This window comes from Actinophytocola sp. (assembly GCF_035762905.1).
Lineage (GTDB): Bacteria > Actinomycetota > Actinomycetes > Mycobacteriales > Pseudonocardiaceae > DASYTH01.
On record NZ_DASUCC010000135.1, the window covers coordinates 1 to 25,435 of the forward strand.

At 67.5% G+C, this 25,435-nt stretch carries 9 protein-coding genes and 1 pseudogene; 7 read left to right on the forward strand and 3 right to left on the reverse strand.

The window, feature by feature from the left end; all coding sequences use genetic code 11:
• Positions 1-418 (forward strand): tetratricopeptide repeat protein (locus VFV67_RS28935; protein WP_326473843.1); only part of this gene is annotated, 418 nt, incomplete at its 5' end.
• Between the two features lie 808 nt (positions 419-1,226).
• Here VFV67_RS28935 and VFV67_RS28940 read toward each other — a convergent pair.
• A complete protein-coding gene (locus VFV67_RS28940) occupies positions 1,227-5,090 on the reverse strand; it encodes a hypothetical protein (protein WP_326473844.1) in 3,864 nt (1,287 codons plus the stop codon).
• 266 nt (positions 5,091-5,356) lie between these two features.
• On the reverse strand, positions 5,357-9,085 hold the full coding sequence (locus VFV67_RS28945) for a hypothetical protein (protein WP_326473845.1): 3,729 nt from the start codon (positions 9,083-9,085) through the stop codon (positions 5,357-5,359).
• 269 nt (positions 9,086-9,354) lie between these two features.
• On the opposite strand from VFV67_RS28945, the gene VFV67_RS28950 reads away from it, so the two are divergent.
• From VFV67_RS28950 to VFV67_RS36895, 6 genes and pseudogenes are all read left to right on the forward strand, one after another.
• A complete protein-coding gene (locus tag VFV67_RS28950; protein ID WP_326473846.1) occupies positions 9,355-16,374 on the forward strand; it encodes an RHS repeat-associated core domain-containing protein in 7,020 nt (2,339 codons plus the stop codon).
• Positions 16,371-16,766 (forward strand): hypothetical protein, encoded by a 396-nt coding sequence (locus VFV67_RS28955; RefSeq protein WP_326473847.1) that lies wholly within the window; start codon positions 16,371-16,373, stop codon positions 16,764-16,766. Before VFV67_RS28950 ends, VFV67_RS28955 begins: the two co-directional genes overlap by 4 nt.
• A gap of 610 nt (positions 16,767-17,376) precedes the next feature.
• Positions 17,377-20,781 (forward strand): hypothetical protein, encoded by a 3,405-nt coding sequence (locus VFV67_RS28960; RefSeq protein WP_326473848.1) that lies wholly within the window; start codon positions 17,377-17,379, stop codon positions 20,779-20,781.
• Between the two features lie 290 nt (positions 20,782-21,071).
• Complete coding sequence (locus VFV67_RS28965) at positions 21,072-21,344, forward strand: transposase (RefSeq protein WP_326473849.1); 273 nt, start codon at positions 21,072-21,074, stop codon at positions 21,342-21,344.
• Positions 21,345-21,435: 91 nt separating this feature from the next.
• Positions 21,436-21,986: pseudogene (locus VFV67_RS28970) on the forward strand (DDE-type integrase/transposase/recombinase); the annotation flags it as partial.
• A gap of 39 nt (positions 21,987-22,025) precedes the next feature.
• On the forward strand, positions 22,026-22,250 hold the full coding sequence (locus VFV67_RS36895; RefSeq protein WP_414636368.1) for an integrase core domain-containing protein: 225 nt from the start codon (positions 22,026-22,028) through the stop codon (positions 22,248-22,250).
• 32 nt (positions 22,251-22,282) lie between these two features.
• Here VFV67_RS36895 and VFV67_RS28975 read toward each other — a convergent pair whose 3' ends face one another.
• A complete protein-coding gene (locus VFV67_RS28975; protein ID WP_326473851.1) occupies positions 22,283-24,874 on the reverse strand; it encodes a tetratricopeptide repeat protein in 2,592 nt (863 codons plus the stop codon).
• Positions 24,875-25,435: the final 561 nt, after the last annotated feature.

Below are 25,435 nucleotides of genomic sequence, written 5' to 3' on the forward strand. Positions count from 1 at the left end.
TGCTCGCATCCAGTGCGAGACAGCACTGTCCATGCACCGTCGATACCACGACCGCGAGGGCGAGGCGTACACGCTGGACAACCTGGGATTCATCGCCCACCGCACGGGCAATCACACACAGGCGGTGGACTATTACCGGCAATCGCTCGCCTTGCATCGACAACGCGGCAACTCCTACGAAATGGCGGCCATCCTCGATCGGATAGGCCACCCACTGATTGCGCTGGGCAGGCCAGAGCAAGCTGGAGCGGCCTGGCAAGAGGCACTCGATCTCTACCAGGCGCAAGACCGCACTACCGACGCTGTCCGGCTGCGGCATCAACTCCGAGCGGTTGGGCCCGGCGCAGCTGATGGTCTCGCCGAGGGCATCGATGTCGGCGCCGTGCCAGAAGTCCACGACCTGATCACCGATCCCTGACCGCAACTCGACGAGCAGCCGTGGGCTGATGCAGCGGGGTCAGGTCAGTGCGTTTGTGGTCGAAGGTGATTGCACCGTAAGGGATAGCCGTGGGGCTGGTGAACAAGAACGGTTCGCCGCCGTTGCGGAGATCGTTCCTCAGCCTGGCGATCAAGAAGGGTGGCAGGATGATGGCGCGGACCGAGGCGGGTGTCTTGGGTGGTCCGAGCCAGATCCGAGGCGCGGACTCGTGTAGCGCGCCGACGTTGGGGTCGATGGTGATGGTGCCGCGGTCCAGGTCGACCTGGTCGCGCTGGAGCCTGGCGATCTCACCCTTTCGACACCCGGTCCACGCGGGATCACCAGCAGGCCGGCCGCAAGATCGCCCAACTGGGCGGTCCGCACGACTTGCTCGGGCATCGCCCACACCCGTTCCCGCGGTGCTGGGGCTTGGTCACGCCTGCGGACCGCCGTCGCCGCCGCACCGGTTTGGCCGACATCAATCGTCTATCGACTGCGTCGTCGCGGATCATGGACAGGATCGTGCGCAGCGTGACCACCTAGGACGCGCGTACCGCCGCCGTAGCTGCTTCAACCATTCGGCCCCTGCGTAGGCGGTGATCTCACCCAGCCTGAGTGCATCCGGAAGTCCGTGATGAGCCTGCATTCGCGGCGCCGCAGGTCGATCACTACGGGGTGGAGCCGCGTCCAGCACGAGCCAGTTGCCGAGGCCGCACAACGCAGAGCCAGGTGGTAGTCCAGCTGTGCCGCGTCGGCCCATCCGAGTGGGTGCGGTGGATGGGCCGATGCGCTGTCGATGGTGTCGGGGTTACCACCCGTTGGCGATGACGACTCCGAGTCCGTCGGACCACAGGCCGTGGCCGTCGCCGGTGAACATGCGGATGGTGCCGTTGGTGGGGTGGCGGGCGATGAGGTCGGGGTGGGTGGGGTCGCTGTTGTAGTTGACCAGGGCGACGAACGTCCAGCCGTTGAAGCCGCTACCCATCTGGATGCCGTTGTCGTTGTAGTGACCGCCGGTGGCGTCTCCGGTGTAGAGCTTGAGGGTGTCGTTGGGGCTGTAGCGGGTGAGGATGTCGTGGTGGCCGTCGGTGTTGAAGTCGATGATGCCGAACGGGGTGTAGGCCGAAGACAGTCCCCCGCCGATGGCGACGCGGTTTCCGGCGCCGCTGGTGAGGTCGCCGGGGTAGAGCCATTCGGTGCCCGCGCTGTCGGCGGCGATCACGTCGAAGTGGCCGTCGTGGTTCCAGTCGGCGACGCCGTAGGGGGTGAAGCCGTTCCAGCCGACGCCGAAGAGCAGGCCGGGGGCGAAGCCGGTGGGTGAGCCGCGGTAGATCAGCTCGTCGCCGTTGACGTTGTTGCGGACGATGAGGTCGGGGTAGTTGTCGTGGTTGAAGTCGGCGATGCCGAATGGGGTGAGCTGGTGCCAGCCGGCGGCGCCGACGGTGCTGGGTGGCCCGAGGATGCCGGAGGGCAGCCGCTGGAACTGCAGTAGCTGACCGGCCGGGTTGGCCGCGTAGAAGTCGGTCTGCATCTGGTTGGTGGCGGGGTTTTTCCAGTTGACCGCGCCCAGCGGAATCAGGCCGGCGCTGACCGGCGGGATCACGGTGCCGGCGGCGGCCAGGGTGCCGTAGGTGCCGGCGGCGTTGCCCGCAGTGTAGGTCGACGCCCCGGTGGACTTGATGCTCCACAGGTCGGGGTTGCCGTCTTTGTTGGTGTCGTTGGCGACGATGCCGGGGGCGTTGGTCAGGGTGAGCGCCGAGGTGGCGGATTTGGCCAGGGTGTAGGTCGCGTCGGTGAACCAGTTGAGGTTGTAGCAGTCGGCGGTGCAGTTGGTGCTGTAGAGGTCGAGCTTTCCGGTGGTGTTGTCTCGGACCAGTAGGGCGGGTTGGCCGCCTCGGGTGGTGCCGGTGATGGTCTTGGTTGACCAGTCGATGGTGTCGTCGAGGACGACGGCGGCGGTGCCGTAGAGGCCGGTGCCCATGCCGTGTTCGAACCACCAGAGTTGGTGGTCGCCGTTGTTGTTGACGACGGCGAGCAGGTCGGGGTAGGCGCCGTCGGTGGACGGCAGGCTGTCCTCGGGCAGATGGCCGATGGCGGTGATCTGGGTGATGGTCTGGGTCTGGCCGGCGGCCGGCATCGGTTCCCAGTTGGGGTCCAGGAACGAGCCGCCGAACAGCCCGCTGATGGTGCCGGAGGCCAGGCTCAGCGCGGATCCGTCGCCGGGGCCGGTGTAGATGCTCACTGTGCCGTTGGGGGCCACGGCGAGGATGTCCTGCATGCCGGAGCCGGTGAACTGCCCGGTGGTGACCAGGGTGCCGGCCCAGTCCTGCGGCGAGCCGACCGTGGTGGTCAGCGCGGTGCCGCGGATGCCGATGTTGGTCGGCGTGCGCAGTCCCCCGTTGCCGTTACCCGGGGTGAGCCACAGACCGGCGGCGGTGCCACCCGTGCCGCCGACGGTGAGCAGGTCCGGGTTGCCGTCCCCGGTCAGGTCCCCTTCGACATCCGGGTTGTCCGGGCGGGTGGCCAGTACGACGTGCTGGGCGGCGGGGCTCGGGGTGCCCACACTGGACAGTGCCTGCACGGTGAGCATGTTCGGACCGATGCGGGTGGGAGTGATGGCGCCGGTCCAGGCACCGTTGGTGGCGTTGACCGTGATCGGCAGGCCGCCGCCCAGCTGGTAGCGGTACTGGGTCGGGGTGGAACTGCCGGCGGGCGGGGTGAAGGTGACGGTTCCGGGCGTGCGGACCGGCTTACCGGTGACCCCGTCGTCGGGGTAGTCGGTGGATTGGATGTCGGGCACACCGGGTTGGGACTGGTCGACCTGGAACTTGCACAGCGGAGTCCAGCCGGAGTAGAGCAACCCGTCGAACACCCGCGCGGTCCAGGAGTAGCTGCCGTTGCCCAGCGTGTTCTGCGGGATCGGCACGATGGTCCAGGCGCCCGCGGTGGTCTGCACCGTGGGACTGGCCACGACCGTGCCGGTGCCCAGGTTGGTCACCACGAACTGCGCTTCCAGCGGCTTGGCCACGCCGTCGGAGGCCACCACCGTCTGCACGCCCAGGGACAGGTCGGTCTTACCGATCGCCGGGTATGGCGTCGCGCTGGTGCACCACATGACCGGGGAGGTGAACGTGTTGGACGGGGTCACCGGGGTGACGTCCCAGTTGACGGACAGCGTGGCATTCCACTGGGTGAACTTCTTCCACCCGTTTCCGGTGCTCTCATCGGCCGCGCGCAGCCCGTAGGTGGAGGTGCCGGTCCGGTTGTTCACCGCGTAGCGCAGCTGGTCGGTGACGTTGGCGGACATGGCACCGCCGCAAGTGCCGGAGGCACCGGGAGTGGCGAAAACGGCAGGTTTGGTGTTCCAGTCTGTGCTCGGCCCGATGGGGTTGGTCCAGTCCACATAGGTGATGGAGTTGCAGTTGACGGCGTACTGCTGAGTGAAGTTGACCTGCGCCGAAATGATCGCGGTGTTGTAGAGACCAGCGATGTTCCACTGGAAGTAGGAACGAGTGACACCGATCCCGTTGCACCCGTTGGGCGGGGGCCCGGGCCAGACGCAGTGGCCGATCTGCGCTTCGCCGCTCTGGTGCCAACCCTTGTAGTCGGGCTTGCCGGACTCGACCTCGGCCCAGTCGCCGTAGGCGCTCCAGACGTTGGGCTGCAGGGTCGGGTCGATCATGACCGGGTACACGGTCTTCGGGTCGGACAGCATCGCCCGGTCCGGCGTCACGTCGATGCCGGCCGAGGAGGCGGCGACGGCCATGATCGCGGTGCGGGCGGCCATGCCCGGGGCCTGTGGGGTGGAGGCCATGGGTTCACCGGTCGTGGCGTCGATCGGCGCGCCGCCGGTGGCCTCGACGAGTCGGCGGTCCACGGTGCCGGGTTTGGCGGCGGTGGCACCGGCCGGCGCCGGGGCGGAGTCCCACATCAGCGCGGGCGGCGAGGAGTAGGCGACCCGGCCGGAGCGGTCCTTGAGGCTGACCCGGCCCTGGCCGTCGGTGGTCGCGGACAGGTTGCGGCTGCTGGTGCGCAACCGGAGCCGGTCCAGCGCGGGGTGCCGTGCGGCCGCCGGGGTCTTGACCACCAGGGTCTGGGCCACACCGCCCTGCTCGTCGGCGGTGACCACCAGATCCACATCCGGCAGCACGCCGGCGTAGGTGGCGGTGCGGCCGGACACGGTGGGGGTCGGCAGGGTCAGCGGGAAGGTGACGCTGATGTCGTCGCCCCGGTTCTTCAAGGTCATCAGCGGCCCGCTGCCGCCGCCGGAGAGCCGGACCGACCCGGTGGTGGCCTTCGGGGAGTAGCTGCCGTCGCCATTACGGACAAGGTTCGCGTCCAGACCAACCCAGCCGTCGCCCCGGCGAACCCGGACCGGACGCAGGGACACCTGCCGGGTCAGGGTGCCGTTCGGATTGGCCGTGACCTGGGATACCGGGTCGGTCAGCGCCCCCGCGGCGACCGACCTACCGGTGGACCTGGCCGTGGCCAGTGCCTGCGCCACGTCCAGCTGGTCCGGATTGGACGATGTAGCCGCGGGAGGGCCGGCGCTCGCGACCGTCGGCTGGGTGACCAGTCCGGGTAGGACGCTGAGCATCAGTGCCGCGGTGACCAGGGTCCGTACGGGCCGCGAGCGACGACCATGACCGTTCATGATGGGCACGTCAGTCAACTTTCTTCCCCAATGGCGGGCGTTTGAGCCCATGATCCATTGTGGATCGTGGGCGAGCCGATCCGGTACTGGCAGCACCCCGATCGCTGCCCTGGATCGGTGACCCTACGCACCCTCGACGTGGTCCAGCAAGGCCTGGCCGATGTGATCTTTTGTTGAGGTTATTGGGAATTGATGATGGCGGGTCTCGGGCGGCGCGGCGGTTTTGGCTCGATACGGCGGGTCGCCGGGACGTCGCACACGTCCCGGCGACCCGGTGTATGGGGTTAGCCGATGACGCCGCCGTGGTCGGTCCAGGTCGTCCATCCGCTGTAGGGGACGAACGCCTTGTGGGCCAGCTGGTTGTAGGGGGTTCCGCGGGCGAAGAGGTGCAGGTTGCCTTGGTAGACGATGGCGGTGGGATCGGCGACGCCTCCGCCGTGGTCGATCCAGACGGTCCAGCCGCTGCCTGGGAAGAACGCCTTCTGGAATAGCCGGTTGCTCGGGTTGCCGACGGCGAAGACATGCAGGTCGGTTTGGTATTCCACCAGGGTGGGGTCGCCGCTGATGACGCCGCCGTGGTCGATCCAGTTCGACCAACCGCTGCCGGGGTCGAATGTCTTCTGAACCAGCTGGTTGCCGGGGGTGGCGCGGGCGAAGAGGTGCAGGTTGCCCTGGTAGATGATCGCGGCGGGGGTTCCGGCGATGGATCCGCCCAGATCGACCCAGTCGGTCCAGCCGCCGCCCGGAGAGAGGGACTTCTGAAGCAGATGGTTGGTGATGCTGTCAACGGCGAAGACGTGCAGGGTGGTGTCGTACTGCACAGCTGTGGGTGTGCCGGCGATCCTGCCATCGAGGTCATACCATGCTGCCCAGCCGCTGGTGGGGTTGAATGCCTTCTGGAAGGCATGGGTTTCGGGCATTCCGCGCGCGAACACGTGCAGCGTGTCACCCCAGGTCGTGACCGGCGCTGAACGCACGGATTGGGGGGCAGTCACGCCGGGCGGGATCACGGTGCCGGCGGCGGTCGGGGTGGCGTAGGTGCCGGCGGCGTTGCCGGCGGTGTAGGTGGCCGTGCCGGTGGGGGTGATGCTCCACAGGTCGGGGTTGCCGTCTTTGTTGGTGTCGTTGGCGATGATGGTGGGGGCGTTGGCGTGGGTGAGTGCCGAGGTGGCGGGTTTGGCCGGGGTGTGGGTGGCGTCGGTGAACCAGTTGAGGTTGTAGCAGTCGACGGTGCAGTTGGTGCTGTAGAGGTCGAGTTGGCCGGTGTTGTTGTCTCGGACCAGCAGGGCCGGTTGGCCGTTTCGGGTGGTGGCGGTGATGGTCTTGGTTGACCAGTCGATGGTGTCGTCGAGGACGACGGCGGCGGTGGGGTAGAGGCCGGTGCCCATGCCGTGTTCGAACCACCAGAGTTGGTGGTCGCCGTTGTTGTTGACGATGGCGAGCAGGTCGGGGTAGGCGCTGTCGGTGGACGGCAGGCTGTCCTCGGGTAGGTGGCCGATGGCGGTGATCTGGGTGATGGTCTGGGTCTGGCCGGCGGCGGGCATCGGTTCCCAGTTGGGGTCGAGGAAGTTGTCGCCGAACAGTCCGGTGGTGGTGCCGGAGGCCAGGCTCAGTGCGGATCCGTCTCCGGGGCTGGCGTAGATGTGCACTGTGCCGTTGGGGGCCACGGCGAGGATGTCCTGCATGCCGGAGCCGGTGAACTGTCCGGTGGTGACGATGGTGCCGGCCCAGTCCGCCGGCGAGCCGATCGTGGTGGACCGCGCGGTGCCGCGGATGCCGATGTTGGTCGGCGTGCGCAGTCCGCCGTTGCCGTCACCGGCCGTGAGCCACAGGCCTGCGGCGGTGCCGCCGGTACCACCCACGGCGAGCAGGTCCGGGTTGCCGTCTCCGGTCAGGTCCCCGTCGACATCCGGGGCGTCCGGGCGGGTGGCCAGCACGACGTGTTGGGCGGTGGGACTGGGGGTGCCCACACTGGACAGTGCCTGGACGGTGAGCATGTTGGGGCCGATGCGGGTCGGGGTGATGGTGCCGGTCCAACTTCCGTTGGTGGCGTTGACCGTGATCGGCATTCCCCCGTTGAGCTGGTAGCGGTACTGGGTCGGGGTGGAACTCCCGGCGGGCGGGGTGAAGGTGACGGTTCCGGGCGTGCGCACCGGCTTACCGGTGACCCCGTCGTCGGGGTAGTCGGTGGATTGGATGGCGGGCACCCCGGGTTGGGACTGGTCGACGTGGAACTTGCACAGCGGTGTCCAGCCGGAGTAGAGCAGGCCGTCGAAGACCCGTGCGGTCCAGGAGTAGTCGCCGTTGCCCAGCGTGCTCTGGCCGATCGGCACCGTGCTCCAGGACCCGGCGGTGGTCTGCACCGTGGGACTGGCCACGACCGCGCCGGTGGCCAGGTTGGTCACCACGAACTGCGCCTCCAGCGGCTTGGCCACCCCGTCGGCGGCCACCAGGGTCTGCACGCCGATGAACAGGTCGGTCTTGCCGATCGCCGGATACGGTGTCGCGCTGGTGCACCACATCACCGGCGAGGTGAATGTGTTGGACGGGGTCACCGGGGTGACGTCGTAGCTGACCGACAGCGTCGCGTTCCACTGGGTGAACTTCTTCCACCCGTTGCCGGTGCTTTCGTCGGCCGCGCGCAGGCCGTAGGTGGACGTGCCGGTGCGGTTGTTGACCGCGAAGCGGATCTGGTCGGTGACGTTGGTGCCGATGCCGCCGGAGCAGGTGGCGGCGGCCCCGGGCGTGTTGGCGATGCCCGGCTTGGTGTTCCAGTCGGTGCTCGGTCCGATCGGGTTGGTCCAGTCGATGTAGGTGGTGGAGTTGCAGTTGACGGCGTACTGCTGGGCGAAGTTCACCTGCGCGGCGATGATCGTGGTGTTGTAGAAACCGGCGATGTTCCACTGGAAGTAGGACCGGGTGACACCGATGCCGTTGCAACCGCTGAACACGCAGTGGCCGATCTGCGCCTCACCGGTCTGGTGCCAACCCTTGTAGGTGGGCTTGCCGGACTCGACCTCGGTCCAGTCGCCGTAGGCACTCCAGACGTTGGGTTGCAGCGTCGGGTCGATCATGACCGGGAACACGGTCTTCGGATCAGTCAACATCGCCTTGTCCGGAACCAAGTCGATCCCGGTCGCCGTGGCCGACACGCCCACCCGAGCCACCCGCGCCCCCATGCCGGGAACGGCCGCGGTCGAGGTCATCGGGTTGCCGGTCCGAGCATCGATGGCCGCGCCGCCGGTGGCGTCAAGGAGTCTGCGATCCACCGTGCCGGGCTTGGCGGCGGTGGCCCCGGCCGGGGCCGGGGCGGAGTCCCACATCGTGGCCACCGGCGAGGTGTAGGCGGCTGCTCCCGCGCGGTCGGCCAGGCGCAACCGTCCCGTGTCGTCGGCGGTGACCGTCAGGTCCCGGCTGGATGTGGTCAGGTGCAGCCGGTCCAGGGCCGGATTGCGTGCCGCGGCCGCCGTCTTGACCACCAGGGTCTGGGCGACCCCGCCCTGCTCGTCCGCGCTGACCACCAGGTCCACATCGGGCAGCACCCCGGCATAGGTGGCGGTGCGCCCGGACACGGTCGGCGCCGGCAACGACCGCGGAAACGACAGGCTGATCTGTCGGCCACGATGGGCCAGGGTCATCAACGGACCACTGCCCCCACTGGAAAGCCGGACCGACCCGGTGCCCGCCCTCGGCGAATAGCTGCCGTCGCCGTTGCGGACCAGGCTGGCATCCAACCCGACCCACCCATCGCCGCGGCGCACCCGCACCGGCCGCAGCGACACCTGCCGGGTCAGGGTGCCGTTCGGATGGGCGGTGGTCTGGCTGACCGGATCGGTCAACCCCTCCGCGACGACCGCCTTGCCGGTGGACCGGGCGACGGCTAACGCCTGCGCCACGCCCATCCGGTCCGGATCGGACACTGAACCGGCCGGCGGTGCGGCGGTCGCCGGCCGCATGGCCAGCCCGGCGGGCAGGATGCTGAGCAGCAGCGTGGTGGCTACCAAAGTAGACATCCGCCGACGCCCCGGGCGGTGCACAGTGGACACATCGGTCGGCATTCGTCCCCCATTTTCGGCAGCCGGGTCAGGTGCTGACAGCCCCCGATTGCTGTCCGGACCGGTGACCCTACGCACCACCGGCAGGCTTCGGCAAGACCTGACGCCAGTGATCTTTTGTTGGAATCACAGGGAATCCCGGGGATGGTCAGTGTCGGGTCGGTGTGGCAGAGTGCGGGACCCTGCCATCGGTCATCGGCGATGACGTGACGTGTCGGAGGCTCTGCGTGAACGTGTTCCGCCGCTCGGGACGCCCGGTTCGGTCTGGTACCAGATGGACGGTCACCGCGCTGGCCATCTCACTGATCGTCACCACGGTGTCGACGATCGGTGGCGGCACTCCGGTCGCGGAGGCGGCGCAGGGCCCGACACCGGCATGGACGAAGTCCGTCACCGGCCTGTATGCGATCAAACCTGCCACCACGGCTGCCCGACCGGACGCAGCCCGCCAGCCCTTCACCCCGCCCCCCGTGTCGCGGCCGGCGGCGAGCGAGGCGGACGTGACCGTTTCCACGGCGTCGGCGGGTCGGGTACGGGTGGCGAACTCGCCGCTGTGGGCCGAACCGGTTACCGGTACCGCCGGCAAGACTGCCGCCAGCGGCCCGATCTCGGTGCGGGCCGGGGTGGTGGACCAGCGGATCGCGACCCGGGCGGGGATCACCGGGGTGATCCTGACCGCGACCCCCGGAGCGGGGTCGCCCACCGGGGTGCGGGTGGGGCTGGACTACAGCGGACTGGCCGGCGCCTACGGTGGCGGGTTCGGTTCCCGCCTGCGCCTGGTCAAGCTGCCGGACTGCGTGCTGACCACTCCCGAAGTCCCGGCCTGCCAGGTGCAGACCCCGGTGGAGTCGGTCAACGACGCCAAGACAGCCTCGCTGTCGACCGTGATCCCGACCCGACTGTCCGGCAAGGAAGCCGCAGCGGCCGGTGGCGACACGGCGGCGCCACGGATGGTGCTGGCGGCGGTTTCCGGCGGGGACTCGGCCTCCGGGGGCGGGTCGTTCTCGGCGACGACGCTCACACCATCTGGTTCTTGGGCGGCGGGCCTTCAGTCTGGTGCGTTTACCTACGCCTATCCGATCATGGTTCCGCCTGCGGCGTCGAGCCTGGCACCCAAAGTGGGGCTGTCGTACGACTCGGGCTCGGTGGATGCGCGTACGGCGTCGAGTCAGGCGCAGGCGTCCTGGGTGGGGGATGGGTGGTCGACGCCGTCGTCGTTCATCGAGCAGTCGTTCGTGCCGTGCGCGGATTCACCCGGTGGGTCTCCGTCGCCGGTGGCCACGCAGGATCAGTGTTATGCGGGCCAGATCTTGACGATTTCCCTGAACGGAAGCTCGACCGCTCTGGTCTGGGATGCCGGCCGAGGTGTGTATCGGCTGGCCGGCGACGACGGGTCGGTAGTCACGCGGATCACGGGGAGCAACAACGGATCCGGCACGTACAACACCGAGTACTGGACGGTGACGCAGCGGGACGGCACCAAATACTTCTTTGGCCGTAATCAGCTGCCCGGCTGGAGCGCTGGAAAGCCGACGACCAACTCGGTGGATTCGGTGCCGGTGTTCTCCTCCCATCCGGGGGATCCGTGTTACAACCCGGCCGGCTTCGCTCAGTCCCGGTGCACCATGGCCTACCGGTGGAACCTGGACTACGTCGTGGACATCCACCGCAACGCGATGTCCTACTTCTACAAGCAGGACACCAACTATTACGGCGCCAACAACGGCACCGCCAACGTGTCCTACGTGCGGGATTCACATCTGGACCACATCGATTACGGCTTTGTCGACGGCGCCGTCTACACCTCCGCCGCCCCGAACCAGGTGCTCTTCACCACCGGGGATCGCTGCCTGTCCGGAATCTGCAGCCCGCTGTCGGCGAGCACGGCATCGAATTGGCCGGACGTGCCGTATGACCTCAACTGCGCCGCCGGCGCCAGCTGCGCCACCCGATCGCCGTCGTTCTGGTCGACCGTGCGGCTGACCACCATCGCCACCCAGCAGTACAGCACGGCCCAAAGCCGGTATCTGCCCGTGGATTCCTGGGCGCTGACCCAAACCATCCCGGGGTTCGGCGCCGGCAACCCGACCAGCCCCACCCTGTGGCTGTCCGGCATCACCCGCACCGGCCAGGACACCACCGCCGGCGGGTCGAGCTCGCCGATCACCCTGCCCACGATCTCCTTCGCCGGCCAGGGGTTGCAGAACCGGGTTGACACCCTCACCGACAACCTGGTGCCGTTGACCCGGATGCGGATCAGCGCCATCACCACCGAGACCGGCGCCACCATCGGAGTGGCCTATGCCGGCGCGGACTGCACCGGCCCGGTGAGCATCGACCCGTCTGCCAACACTCACCGGTGTTTCCCGGTGAAGTGGACCCCGCCCGGGCGCACCCAGCCGGTGGATGACTGGTTCCACAAATACCCCGTCGTCAGCGTGACCGAAACGGACAACACTGGGCGCGCACCCGCCACGTTCACCGGCTACACCTACCGCGGCGCGGCCTGGCACTACGACGACAACGAAATCGTCCAACCCAAGAACCGCACCTGGGGCCAGTGGCGCGGCTATGCCGGTGTGCAGGTGCGCACCGGGCATGACCCCGACTCGCAAACCCTGTCCGACACGACCTATTACCAGGGCATGGACGGCGACATCCTGCCCAACAACGTGACCCGGTCGATCACCATGATCGACTCCCAGGGCGGCGCGCACCGCGACGCCGCCCAACTTGCCGGGCGGGTGCTCGAGTCCACCAGCTACCGCGGTGACGGCGGGCCCATCGATGGCTCCACCATCACCTCATACTGGATCTCCCCACCCAACGCCACCCGCGCCCGCACCGGGCTGCCGGCCCTGACCGCCGTGTACACGGGCCCGGCGGAGACGTGGTCGCGGCAGGCGATCACCAGCACCACCCCCACCAGTTGGCGCATCACCGAAACCGACCACACCTACGACCCGGCCACCGGGCTCCTGGTCCACACCTACGACCACGGCGACCTGGCCCATCCCGAGCAGGTCACCTGCACCACCACCAGCTACGCCCCGGCCAACACGGCGGCCAACCTGGTCGGGCTGGTTTCCGAGGTCGAAGTCCTGGCCCTGCCGTGCGGTGGCAGTTCGCCCAACGGGGCTTCCGCCCCCGGCTCAGGGCAACTCAACGCCCTGACCGCACCGGCCACTGTGAACCGCCCAGGGGATGTGATCTCGGCGGTGCGCACCTTCTACGACAACCCCGCCCTCGCGCGCACCTGGCCGCAACCGGCCAACCCGACCTGGCCCCAACCCGCGCCCACCGTCGGCGACGTGTCGGTGATCCGGGCTGCCACCGGCTACACCGGCGGCAGCTACACCTACCAGACCACCAACGCCGTCGTGGCCGACTCCTACGGCCGACCGGTCGAGAACTACGACGCGCGTGGCAACAAGACCACCACCGCGTACACCATGTCCGGCAACCTGGTCACCGCCGTCGCCGGGACCAACGCCTTGGGCCAGACCTCCTCCACCACCATCGGTCCCGCCCGGGGTCTGGTGGTGGCGACCAAGGATCCCAACAACATCACCGCCACCCTGCGCTACGACGCGCTCGGCCGGCTGGTGAGTGCCTGGGGGGCCAGCCGGCCCACCACCAGCCCGCCGAACGTCACCTTCGCCTACGCGCTGTCGCAGACCGCGCCGTCGGTGGTGACCTCCACCCGGATGAACGAGGGGCAGGGTGTGATCCTGTCCACCGCGATCTTCGACTCGCTGCTGCGCCCGGTGCAGACGCAGACCCCGACTCCGCAGGGTGGTCGGCTGCTGACCAACACCTTCTACGACTCACATGGCTGGGTGACCAAGAAGAACAACCCGTACTGGTCCTCCGACACCCCGCCCAACGGGACGCTGGTCCAGGCACCGGACAACGAGATCCTCAACCAGGAGCGCTACACCTATGACGGTCTGGCTCGCCCCATCAGCACCGTCTCCACCCGCGCCGCGGTCCCGATCGAAACCACCAGCACCGTCTACCAGGGCGACCGGACCACGGTGTTCCCGCCCTCCGGAGGCGTGATCACCTCGACCGTGGTCGACGCCCGCGGCCGCACCACCCACCTGGACCAGTACACCACCGGCCCGACCGTTTCCGCGCCCGCCAACACCTTCACCGGTGTGTTCGGCATCAGCGGCGGGGTGCGGCAGACCACCCGGTTCACCTACGACCACCAGGGCCGGCCGTGGCAGCGCATCGACCCCGCCGGCAACACCTGGACCACCACCTACAACCTGCTCGGCCAGGTGACCAGCAGCAGCGATCCGGACACCGGCACCACCACGACCAGCTACGACCCCGCCGGCAACATCGCGGCCACCACCGACGCCAACAACCGCACCCTCAGCTACGCCTACGACGCCCTCAACCGCAAAATCGCCCAGTACAACGGCCCCAACACCTCCTCACCCAAACTGGCCTCCTGGACCTACGACGGCGCCGGCGCCACGCCCGCGTTGGCCAACGCCATCGGCCACCTCACCGCTCAGTCGTCCTATGTGGTCAGTGGCGGCGTTACCTATGCCTACACCCAGGCCAATACCGGCGGGTTCAACAACTGGGGCAAGTCCCTGGCTGACACGGTGACCATTCCCAGCATCGAGGGCGCGCTAGCCGGCAGTTACAAGGTCACCCACCAGTACACCGCGAACACCAGTCTGCCCGCCCGCGACATCTACACCGCCGCCGGTGGACTGCCCGCCGAAGCCGCGGCCTACGCCTACGCCCCGCCGCTCGACCTGCCCACCGGCGTGGCCGGCGGCACTGTCGCCTTTGCCAGCAACACCACCTACGACGCCTACAGCCGCCCCATACAAGAACAGATCAACTACGGGCCCAACTTCGGCTACCTCAGCTACAGCTACGACGACCACACCGGACGGCTGGCCACCAGCGGCGTCTACGGATCCCCCGCTCGGATCCAGGACGTGGCCTACCGCTACGACCTGGCCGGGAACCTGACCAGCCAGACCACCGTCCGCACCACCGGCGCCACCGAAACCGAGTGCTACGGCTACGACAGCCTGGCCCGGCTCACCCAAGCCTGGACCGCGACCGACCTCTGCACCGCCGACCCGGCCACCAACAACGGCGCCACCGTCGGCACAGGTCTCGGGGCATCCAGCGCGTACTGGACCAGCTGGACCTTCGACCAGCTCGGCCAGCGCACCAACCAAACCCAACACGGCCTCGGCGGCACCGCCGACACCGTCTCCACCTACACCTACCCCAATCCCGGTACCATCCAGCCGCACACGCTGACCTCCACCAGCACCACCGGACCCACCGGCACCGTGGCCACCTCCTACGGCTACGACGCGGCCGGCAACACCACCAGCCGCACCCGCCCCGGCGCCAACCAGACCCTGACCTGGACCCACACCGGTCAGCCGGCCAGCATCACCACCTCCGCCGGGACCACCAGCTACGTCTACGACGCCGCCAACAGCGTCCTGCTCCGCAAGGATCCCGGTAAGACCACGCTGTACCTGCCCAACCAGGAGTTGGTGCTCAACACCAGCACCAATGCCGTCACCGGTCAACGCTTCTACCCCCTGCCCGGCGGCGGCACGGCCATCCGCACCGGCCCCGGGCTGACCTACAAGTACGAGATCAGCGACCCGCACGGCACCGGCACCCTCGCCCTGGACAACACCGCCCAGATCCCCACCTGGCGGCAAACCACCCCCTACGGCGAACTCCGCGGCACCCCACCCGCCAGTTGGCCCACCAACCACCAATTCCTCGGCAAACCCCACAACCCCACCACCGGCTACACCACCATCGGTGCCCGCACCTATGACCCCGTCCTCGGCCGCTTCCTCTCCGTCGACCCCATCCTCGACTCGGCCAACCCCCAACAATGGGCCGGCTACACCTACGCCAACAACAACCCCACCACCCTCTCCGACCCCAGCGGCCTCCGCCCGGCCGGCTGCGAAGAGTTCCATCTCAACTGCGCCACTGGCGGCACCCACATGTCGTCCGACCCCGCCGAACAGGCCCGACACGAAGGCCTCCAGGCGCAGGCCGTGATCCGGGCCAACCTCTCACCAAAGATGGCCAAACCGGTGACGGGCAAACCACTGTCCAAGCCGACGTTCGAGGCACTGAAGGCCGCTGGATACAAGGGATCCCAGGACTACAACTGGGCAGACGCGATCGAGTTCGGCAAGCGGCCCGGCATCGGTTTCGACACGTTCTGCCAGAACGCGTTGCAACTGTCAGCCGAAGCGTGCCGAGCGGCCCGGCCCGACATGTACAACGACGACATCGGCGCCCTGGTGCACGGGATCCTCGACGTGGCCGGGTTCATCCCGGTGCTCGGCGAGATCGCGGACGGCATCAACGCACTGGCCTATCTGGCCGAAGGCGACTGGCAAAATGCCGCCATCTCGGCCGTCAGCCTCATCCCGGGAGTCGGCGATCTCGCCAAGGGTGCCCGCTATGCCGACGAACTTGCCGGTGTGGGGAAGGCCGGCTGCAGTTTCACCGGCGACACCAAGGTCCTCATGGCCGACGGCACCACCAAACCTATCGCCAACGTCAAAGTCGGTGACAAGGTCCTGGCCACCGACCCTGACGCCGGCGAGACCGTACCCCGTGAAGTCCTGGCCATTATCGTCCACACCGACGAAGGTGACATGACCGAACTCACCGTCACCACCCAGGACGGCGAAACCGGCACCGTCAAGGCCACCAGCTGGCACCTTGTCTACAACGAGGACACACGCAGTTTCACCCCTATCGGCGACCTCGATCCCGGCGCCCATCTACACTCAACCAACAACACCCAGCCCACTGTTGCCAAGGTCCACCACTACACCCAGTACCAACCCGTCTACGACCTCGCCATCAATGACATCCACACGTTCCACATCCTCGCCGGCCCAACCCCCATTCTTGTCCACAACTGTCCGGCCGCGGACGACCTCGATGCCGCATCGGGAATCCAACCGTCGCGTGGATCGACAGGCCGGACCACACCGGGTGGAGCGAATGAGCAACGGGCAATGGATCTCGTCAAAGGGAATCCGCAATACGGTAACCGGCTTCCTGTCACCATGGGTGACCCGAGATGGTCCGCCGATGACGGCTGGGTAAAGATGGAGCAGACGGTGGATGGCGTTGAAATCCACTATGTGTACAACACAAACACCGGTGTCGCTGACGACTTCAAATTCAAGGACTGGAGTGAGGGGCCATGAGATTGGTGTGCGTCGGCAGCGTCGGCAGTGATTTGCCTCCAGATGTGCTCGAGAAGTCTGGCAATACGCCGGCAAGCAGGTTCAACGTGACAGTTGGCCAAGAATACGTTGCTCGTGCCATGGCTGCTTGGACGTACGGCCTTGGTGTGCTCGTGGTCGATGACACAGGAAAGCCAAATTGGAAACCGATGGATCTCTTCGAGGTCTCCGATGGGCGTATCTCTCCCGGTTGGGAATTTTCGACCGTCAAGGATCGTGATCCGGTTCTTGCGCTATGGGGATATCCAACCCTCATTCGCGATCCACGGCACCATGACGATCTCATCGAACGAAAATTGCCAGCCTACAGGATATTTCTCCAAGAAACCGGGGATATCGACGGCGATCGATGATATTGCACCGACTACGCTCGGAAGATCAACGCGGCTGGTCGGCTGAGCGCCGCAGTCAAGATCGTTGATTCGTCAGCACCAGCGATGTCTACAGAGGACTGATTGGTCAACAAGTAACACGGCGTGGATCCTGTGCCACTTGATGAGAGAGGTCCTGACTGCTGTGCGAACTCCGGGTCGACTCTGGCATGGATCACCAGTGTGGGTGAGGACACTGGCTCTCAGTCTCATGACGGCGTTTGTCTCGTTAGGACTTGGCGGGCCACCGGCAACTGCAATGTCGCCTCCGACCGCGCAGCATCCGTCCGGTTCGGATCGGATCGGTGTGGCGGAAGCACTGGTTGCGGCGCGATCGAGTGGACAGCCGGTGGTGGCCGGGGCACTTACGGATCCGGTCAGTCAGGTCACGGCGCATCCGAATGGGACGCTGACCCGTCAAGTGTCGTTGCGTCCGGTGCGAGTGCGGCGGGGCAATAGTTGGGTGGGCTTGGATGCCAGTTTGGTTCGGAATGGGGAAGGTGGGTTCTCGACCGCCGCGACCACGGGCTCGGTTCGGCTGTCGGGGGGCGGCGCGGGCCCATTGATGACGCTGGCCCATCGTGGCCGTCAGGTGAGCCTCAGTCTGCCGTTTGTGCTGCCGGCACCGTCGGTGTCCGGGCATACCGCGACCTATGCCGAGGTGCTGTCCGGGGTCGATGTGGTGGTTAACACCGACGAGCAGGGTGGGGTGGCGCACACTTTGGTGGTGAAGAACCGTGTGGCCGCGGCCAATCCGGCATTGGCCCGCTTGCGGTTGACTGCCAGCAGCCGCGACCTGTCGGCCAGCATCGACTCCGAGGGGCGGCTGCGGTTCACGGATCGCTCAGGGCGGGTCGCCTATAGTTCGCCGGCCGCGATCATGTGGGACTCCGCTCCTGCGCCGGTGGGGGCCAAAGCGGCCAGGCCCGGCAGCGTGGACCGCAGACTGGTCGAGGCCACGGGTGGCGCGTTGATCGATGCTGCCACCGGTGCGGCGATGAATTCCACGGCGCGGACGCCGGGTGAGGCCGCCCGGGTTGCCGCGGTGGCGGTGAGCACCTCGCCGGCCGGTGTTGATCTGGTGCCGGATCAGGGGTTGTTGTCGGATCCGACGACGGTGTACCCGGTGATGATCGACCCGACGCTGCAGCCGAACATCTGGAGTGCCTACAACGGAGACTGGACCGAGGTCGAGTCCGGTAAACCCACCACTGCGCTGTGGAACCAGAGCGGGCCGGCGCAGATCGGGAACTGTGTGTGGCCCGGGCCCCCGCCCAAGTGCAATGGGATCGGTGTGACCCGGTCGTTTTTCCAGTGGAACATCGCCGGGTTCTACAACACCACCATCTTGGCGGCGCAGGTGAACTTCACCGCGCTGTATGCCGTCGACTGCAACAGCATTGTGAAGGTGGACTGGGTCGATCCGGTCGGGCCGGGCACCAACTGGAACAACCAGCCCCATTCCTCCGGCACCCCGGGCTCGGGCGGCACCTGCTCTGGTGGGATCGGCGCGGATGTCACCGACCAACTGCGCTACGCGGCCAACAACCACACCAACACGCTGACCTTTCGGTTGAAGGCGGCCGACGAAGGCGATACCGGCGCGGGCTGGAAGAAGTTCACCCAGAACAACGCCGTTCTCTCGGTCAGCTACGACGTCGTCCCGGTCACGCCGTGGCGTACCCAGACCTCCCCGGCGACGGTCTGCACCACCACAACGCCTTACCCGGTGATCGGCCGCACCGACGTGTCACTGTTCGCGGCGACCTCGCTGGCCGCCGATGGGGTGGCCAAGCCGCTGGAAGCCCAGTTCGTGGTGACCAACCTGGCCACCGGCGCCACGATCAACCGGACCACTCAGACCACCGCGGGATCCTGGACCCTGGCCCCGATCGCCCAAGGCGCGTTCGCCGATGGGGACTATTCCTGGACCGTGCGGGTGTTCGACGGGCTGCTGTACTCGGGGTGGACCCCGGCCTGCCGGTTCCATGTCGACACCTCCCAACCGGGTACGCCGACCATCACCTCCACGGACTTTCCCGGTGATGGCCTCACCGGTAGGCCGGTGCGCACCCCGGGTACGGTCACGTTCTCCCCACCGGTCGGGAGTTCGACCCCGGTGGGCTACCGCTACCAGATCAACGGCGGCATCCCGGTCATCGTCAACGCCAGCAATGGTTCCTGGACCGGTACCGTCACCCCCAGCCGGATCGGCCCGAACTTCCTGACCGTGCAGGCCTTGTCCGCGGCCGGCACGCCCAGCCCCGCCGCGCAGCGCATCCTGCTCGCCACCCCACCGGCCACTCCGGACCGCGACGGTGACCTTACCGGCGACGGCAAACCCGACCTGCTCACCGTGGGCGGCACCAACGGCACCGCCCCCGGCCTGTGGCTGACCCCCGGCACCGGCACCGGCACCCTGGGCGCCCCGACCAACATCGGGATCCGGGGCACGGCGCTGTCCACCACCCTTGGCACACCGACGGATTGGGCAGGAACGCTGGTCACCACCGGGCAGTTCACCGGCTCGGGCATGCAGGACATCCTGGCCGTCTCCCCCAACGGCACGGTCCGCGTCTACGCCAATCCCGGCGACGGCTCCGCCCTGACCCTGGACACCGGAACTATCACCACCCTGTTCGGCGACAGCTTCCTCGACCCCAACTGGGAACCCCTTCTCGGCCCCACTACCGCCATCACCCAAATCGTCAGCGTCGGTCATCTACCCGAAGACAGCCTGCCCAGCTCCGACTCCCGATACCCGGACCTGATCGCCACCGTCAACAACGGTGGGCATCACGAGCTGTGGTGGTTCGAACACGGCCTCGGCGCCGGGAACTTCGGCACTGCCGCGGTCGTGCTCGATGACACGGTCGACTGGTCGACCAAAACCATCGCCGCTGCTACGAAAGGCGGTCGGCCGGCGTTGCTGGTGCGGGACAACCCCACCGGTCAGGTGGACCTCTACGCCACCACCTGCACCGTCGACTGCTACAACCTCAACTGGTTCACCGACGCCACCCGCACCGTCGCGCGTCCCGCCAGCAGCGTGCTGACCAAGACCAACGCCCCCAGCATCCTCGGCAACGACACCAACAACGACACCCACCCCGACCTGTGGGCGGTCGGCCCCACCGGCGCGGCCTCCTACGCCACCGGCACCACCAGCGGCACCCTCAACACCCCGGCCGCGGCCGGCACCGTCATCCCACCGGTCAGCGCCAACCTCATCCCGATGGGCGCGGTCAACTGGACCAACCCCGCCACCGGCCAACCCCAGACCGACCTCTTCGCGGCCACCCCGACCGGACAGCTGCTCAACTACCAGCGGCTGCCCTCCGGCATCCTCGGCCCACCCACCGTCATCGACGGCGGCGGCTGGCAACACCTGACCATCTTCGGCATCGCCGACTTCAACCACGACGGCTACCCCGACATCATCGCCCGCAACAACCAAACCGGCCTTGAACTCATCTACCGCTTCACCGCCACCGGTGTCACCCCCGCCGTCGTGTTCAGCGACGGCTGGCAAGGCTTCACCCCCTACGGCGTGGCCGACTGGAACCACGACGGCTCCTACGACGTCGTCGCCGCCGACCCCAACGGCCTGCTCTTCCTCTACCCCGGCGACCTCAGCACCGGCCTGAACAACCGCCAACAAATCGGCTCCGGCTGGACCTCGGCCTACACCCCCTGGGGTTTACTCGACTTCACCAGCGACAACAACCCCGACATCCTCACCAACTACAGCCCCACCAACATCCTCAAGATGTACTCCACCAACAACCAAAGCCAATGGACCAACGACAACGGCTACACCGTCGGCGGCCCGTTCAACGGCTGGACCCCCTTCGCCCTGACCAACTACAACGCCGACCCCACCCACCCCAACCTCATCGCCCGCCACCCCACCACCGGCACCCTCCACATGTTCACCGGCAACGGCCAAGGCGGCTGGTCCGACCCCAACGGCACCATCATCGCCAACGGCTGGTAACCAATCCACCGTGCCCCGCTGGCATCTGCAGCTCACGCCAGCGGGGCAGCACGGCCCGGCGCTTCCATATCGGCATGGCTGTCGACGGTATCGGGATTTGCCCGGTGAGGGCCGTCTGACAAGCCCTCCAGCGACGCGGGGCTGTTCGCCGATGTCCTGTCTGCGTCCGGCTACCGTGAGGTCCTTCCCGGCACGGGCAATTACTGGACTGCCGAGCAGGTGCGTAGCTCGCTCAGCGGGTGGTCTGACCTTCCCCCCAGACCGTGGAGGCATGGACTATAAGGAGTGCCATGCCGGAGAAGCGACGGCGGTTCGACCGGGAGTTTCGTGAGGGTGCGGTCCGGATCGTGCGGGAGACGAACAAGCCGATCGCCCAGGTGGCCAACGATCTGGGGATCAACCCGGGGACTCTGGGTAACTGGGTGAACCAGGACAAGATCGACCGTGGTGAGGTCGAGCGGCTGAGCGGCGACGAGCGGGCCGAGTTGGCTCGGCTGCGGCAGGAAGTGACCGAGTTGCGGATGGAGCGTGAGTCCTCAAGCGATCCGTGGTCCTGTGGGTGAAGGAGGCGACGCGGTGAGCCTGGCCGCGTTCATCGCCGACCAGAGGACCTGCCACCGCGTGCCGCACACGGTCGCGTGCCGGGCGCTGGGCGTGTCGCAGTCGTGGTTCTATAAGTGGCAGCACCGGTCGCGCCGTCTCACGTCGACCGAGCGGCGCCGGGCCGAGCTGGATGCGGCGGTGGCCGAGGCGTTCGCGGCCGCGGACGGCTTGCACGGATCGCCGCGGCTTCTGGAGGATTTACGGGCCGTCGGGTGGGTGGTGAGCGAGAAGGCGGTGGCGAAATCGATGGCCCGGCAGGGATTGGTCGCGCGACCGAAGAAACGGCGCAAGAACCTCACCCGGCCGGACAAGCGAGCGGTCCCGTTCCCCGATCTGGTGCAACGAGTTTTCACCGCGCCGGCGCCGAACGTGACGTGGGTCGGCGATATGACCGAAATCCCGACCGACGAGGGCAAGCTGTACCTGTCCACCGCGATCGATCTGTTCTCCCGCCGGCTGCTTGGCTACGCCACCAGCACTCACCCCGACGCGAACTCGCTGGTCAGACCATCACGATGGCCGTGGCGGCGCGCGGCGGGAAGGAGCGGGTGGCCGGGGTCGTCTTCCACTCCGACCGCGGCTCGACCTACACCGCGCACCACTTCACCGGCCTGTGCCATCGTCTTGGCATTGTGCAATCGATGGGTAGGACTGGTTCGTGTTTTGACAATGCCGCGGCCGAATCATTCTTCTCCACGCTCGAGCACGAGGTGCTTTCTCGTCATCATTTCAAGACGCGGAAACAAGCGAAACAGACTATTGTGAAATGGGTCGTCGACTTCTATAATTCTCGACGGCGCCACAGTTCCTGTGGCATGCAGTCCCCGATCGATTATGAGACCACTGCGGCCAACCTGGCCGCATAGAGAAGTCCTCCACGATCCGGGGGGAGGCTCAGTCAGGTGTTGTTGTCGATGGTGAGGTAGGAGCGGAGGTGGTCGGCGTCGGGTGTGCCGAGGTCGGTGTAGAGGGTCAGGGCGTGTTGGTAGTGCTGGCGGGCCTGGGCTGGGTGGTTGAGGGTGTGGTGGGCGTGGCCGAGGCCGGTGTGGGCGCGGGCCTGCTGGTCGGGTGCGCCGATGTCGACGGCGATGGTGTGGGCGGCGGTGTGGTGGGTGAGGGCGTCGGTCGGGCGGTCGGCGTTGTGGGCGGCTTCGCCGAGGCCGTTGAGCGCGTAGGCTTCGCCGTCTCGTTCGCCGGCCTCGCGGAAGATGACCAGGGCTCGCTGGTAGTACCCGGTGGCTTGGGTGGGCTGGCCGAGGTGGAGGTGGAGGACGCCGAGGCTGTCCAGTGTCCAGGCTTCGCCGGCGCAGTTGCCGAGCTGCCGGTACAGGGTCAGAGCCTGCTGGAGATAGTCGGTGGCCGACTGGTAGCGGCCGAGCTTGACCTCGACATCGCCCAGGCCGTTGAGCGCGTAGGCTTCGCCGGCCCGGTCGCCGGCCTGCCGGACCAGGGTCAGGGCCTGCTGGTAATGATTGGCGGCCGACCGGTAATGGCCGAGCTTGACCTCGACATCGCCGACGCTGTTCAGTGCGTTTGCTTCGCCGGCCCGGTCGCCGGCCTGCCGGTACAGGGTCAGGGCCCGCTGGTAATAGTCGGTGGCTGGCTGGTAGTGGCCCAGCCGCGCCTCGACGCGGCCGAGGTTGTTCAGGGCGCGGGCCTGGCCGGCCGGGTCGGCGGCCTGCCGGTATAGGTGCAGGGCCTGCTGGAGGTGTTCGGTGGCCGGCACGGACTGGCCCAGCTGCGCGTGGGCGGCGCCGATGTCGGTCAAAGCCCGGGCTTGTCCGGTCGGGTCGTTGGTGTGGTCGGCGGCGTGGCGGGCGTGACCGTGGATGGCCAGGGCGTCAGCGAAGTGTCCGCCGTCGAGGTAGCGGAACAGGGTGGTGGACAGTCGGGTGGTGTGGGTGGGCCAGCCGTGGGTGGCGGTGTGTGCGGCGACGGCGACGAGGGTGGGGCGTTCGGTGTCGAGCCAGGTGCGGGCGGTGTCCGGTTCGGTCAGGTCGGGGGTGGGGGTGCCGGTCTGGGTGACGCGGGGCCGACGGTGCGTCTCGGCGGGGTGCAGGATGTCCATGGCGGCGGCGGCGGTGGCCAGGTAGTAGTCGAACAGGCGGGTCAGGGCGGCGCGGCGTTCGGATGGGCGGTCTTCGTCGCTGGCCCGGCCGATGGCGTAGGCGCGGATGAGGTCGTGGAAGGTATACCGGCTGGGGGTGCCCTGTTGCAGCAGGTGGTCTCGGCACAGGTGGTGCAGGTGGGTCCGGGCGGTGGGCAGGTCGGTGTCGGCCAGGGCGGCGGCGGCGTAGGTGTCGAGGTCCTGGCCGGGGTGTAGCGCCGCCAGCCGCAGCAGCCGTTGCTGGTCGGTGGATAGATGCTGATAGGACAGGTCGAGGGCGAGTTCCACCGCGGTGTCCAGGCGCCGCTGATGGTGGCGTTCGTCGAGCCGGTCGGCGTGATCGGTGAGGGTCCAGCCGGGTGTGCTGCGGATGTGCCCGGTGACCAGGCCGAGGGCGAGGGGCAGGTAACCGCAGCGCCGGGCGATCCGGGCCGGGGCATGCGGGTCCCGGCCGACGGGAACGTCGGGTGCCGCCCGGGTGAGAAGTGTCACCGCCTCGTCGGCGGTGAACACGTCCACTGCCAGGTGGGTCGCGGCAGGTAGGGCGGTGAGGCTTCGTCGGCTGGTGATCAACGTGAGGCAGCCCGGGGTTTCGGGAAGCAGCGGGCGGACCTGGTCCTCGTTGGCGGCGTTGTCCAGCACAATCAGCGTGCGGGTGCCGGCGAGGCGGCCGCGGTAGGCGACGGTGCGGGCGGGCAGGTGGTGCGGGATCTGCTGGCCGGGCACTCCCAGTAGGCGCAGGAAGCCGTCCAGGACGGCGGCTGGGTCGGCCGGCGGCTGGGCGGGGTCGGGGTGGAAGCCGCGCAGGTTGACGAACAGGACTCGGTCGAAGGGCATCTCGCGGGTGAGCAGGTGCCCGGCGTGGATGGCGAGTTGGGTTTTGCCGATCCCGGCCATCCCGGCGATCGCGGAGATCACCATCGCGCCACCCTCCTGCTGGCTGTGGCGGAGGGCTTGGCGGAGACGGTCCAGCTCTGCGGTGCGGCCGGTGAAGGCGGCCAGATCCTGCGGGAGGCTGTCCTGGACCCGGATCTGCGCCGCGGCCCGGGCTTCCCCGCCGATCACTTGGAGCGCTTGGCGCCACTGCGTCACGTACCCCACGTCCGGGTGCAACGCCTGCACCACCGCGATGACGAGGTCAGTGTTCAGCCGTCGCCGACCGGGTTTGAAACAGTCCACAACTGTGGCTTTTTTTGTCAGTTCACTGGTCGGGCGACCGGCTGCCGCCCAGTCCTTGTTAATGCAGCCGGTGATCCATTCGTAGGACGGGTCGCCCGCCCAGACCTTCAGTGACCGTAGCTCCTCGATGAGTTCACCGAGGGTGCCGGCCCGGCCCGGGTCCGGAAGCACAGTGAACGTATGGTTCGGTCGCGCAGCAGTCATAGATCATTCCCGAAGAGATGACCACCAAACGGCCCGTCTCATCGTGCCTGCGACCCCAGCGAAGCCAGGGATCCTGCCCATGATGCGGCTGCAGAGGTGATGAGACAAGTCGATCTTTCCGTGCGGGATCGTATGGGATTTCCCCAGCTCGTTTCGCCCAATCGGAGAGTCATCGGCAAGGCCAACCGGAACCGCATGGGCGTCCCCTAATGATCAATCGTCACTGAGATATCTAAGTCGATACGGGTCCCGGCTGGCCTCAAGGTTGACGCAAGGTCTGCAAGCAGGGTGCGGTGCCACCGTAAACCACTCAAGTTCGGCGATACCAATCTCTGCCGATTGAACTCCTGTCGCCGCACGTTATTCGACGGAGGCCCACCTGTTGACACGGCCTGAAAGGACAGTCGTGGCCACATCTAGCAAGATCATCCCACATCCAAGGTCCTTAGGAGCACGCTGAGGGATGCATCTATGACTCGAATAATACTAGCGACGCGAGAGACGATGTCGCCCCCGGGGGTGCGCGCAGAACGGATCCCGGACACCCACGGTAATGGGTGC

Bases quoted from the DNA above. Each gene is read 5' to 3' on its own strand.
- VFV67_RS28945 (WP_326473845.1), bottom strand. From the start codon at position 9,085: ATGTCTACTTTGGTAGCCACCACGCTGCTGCTCAGCATCCTGCCCGCC.
- VFV67_RS28955 (WP_326473847.1), top strand. From the start codon at position 16,371: ATGAGATTGGTGTGCGTCGGCAGCGTCGGCAGTGATTTGCCTCCAGAT.
- VFV67_RS28965 (WP_326473849.1), top strand. From the start codon at position 21,072: ATGCCGGAGAAGCGACGGCGGTTCGACCGGGAGTTTCGTGAGGGTGCG.
- VFV67_RS36895 (WP_414636368.1), top strand. From the start codon at position 22,026: ATGGGTAGGACTGGTTCGTGTTTTGACAATGCCGCGGCCGAATCATTC.
- VFV67_RS28975 (WP_326473851.1), bottom strand. From the start codon at position 24,874: ATGACTGCTGCGCGACCGAACCATACGTTCACTGTGCTTCCGGACCCG.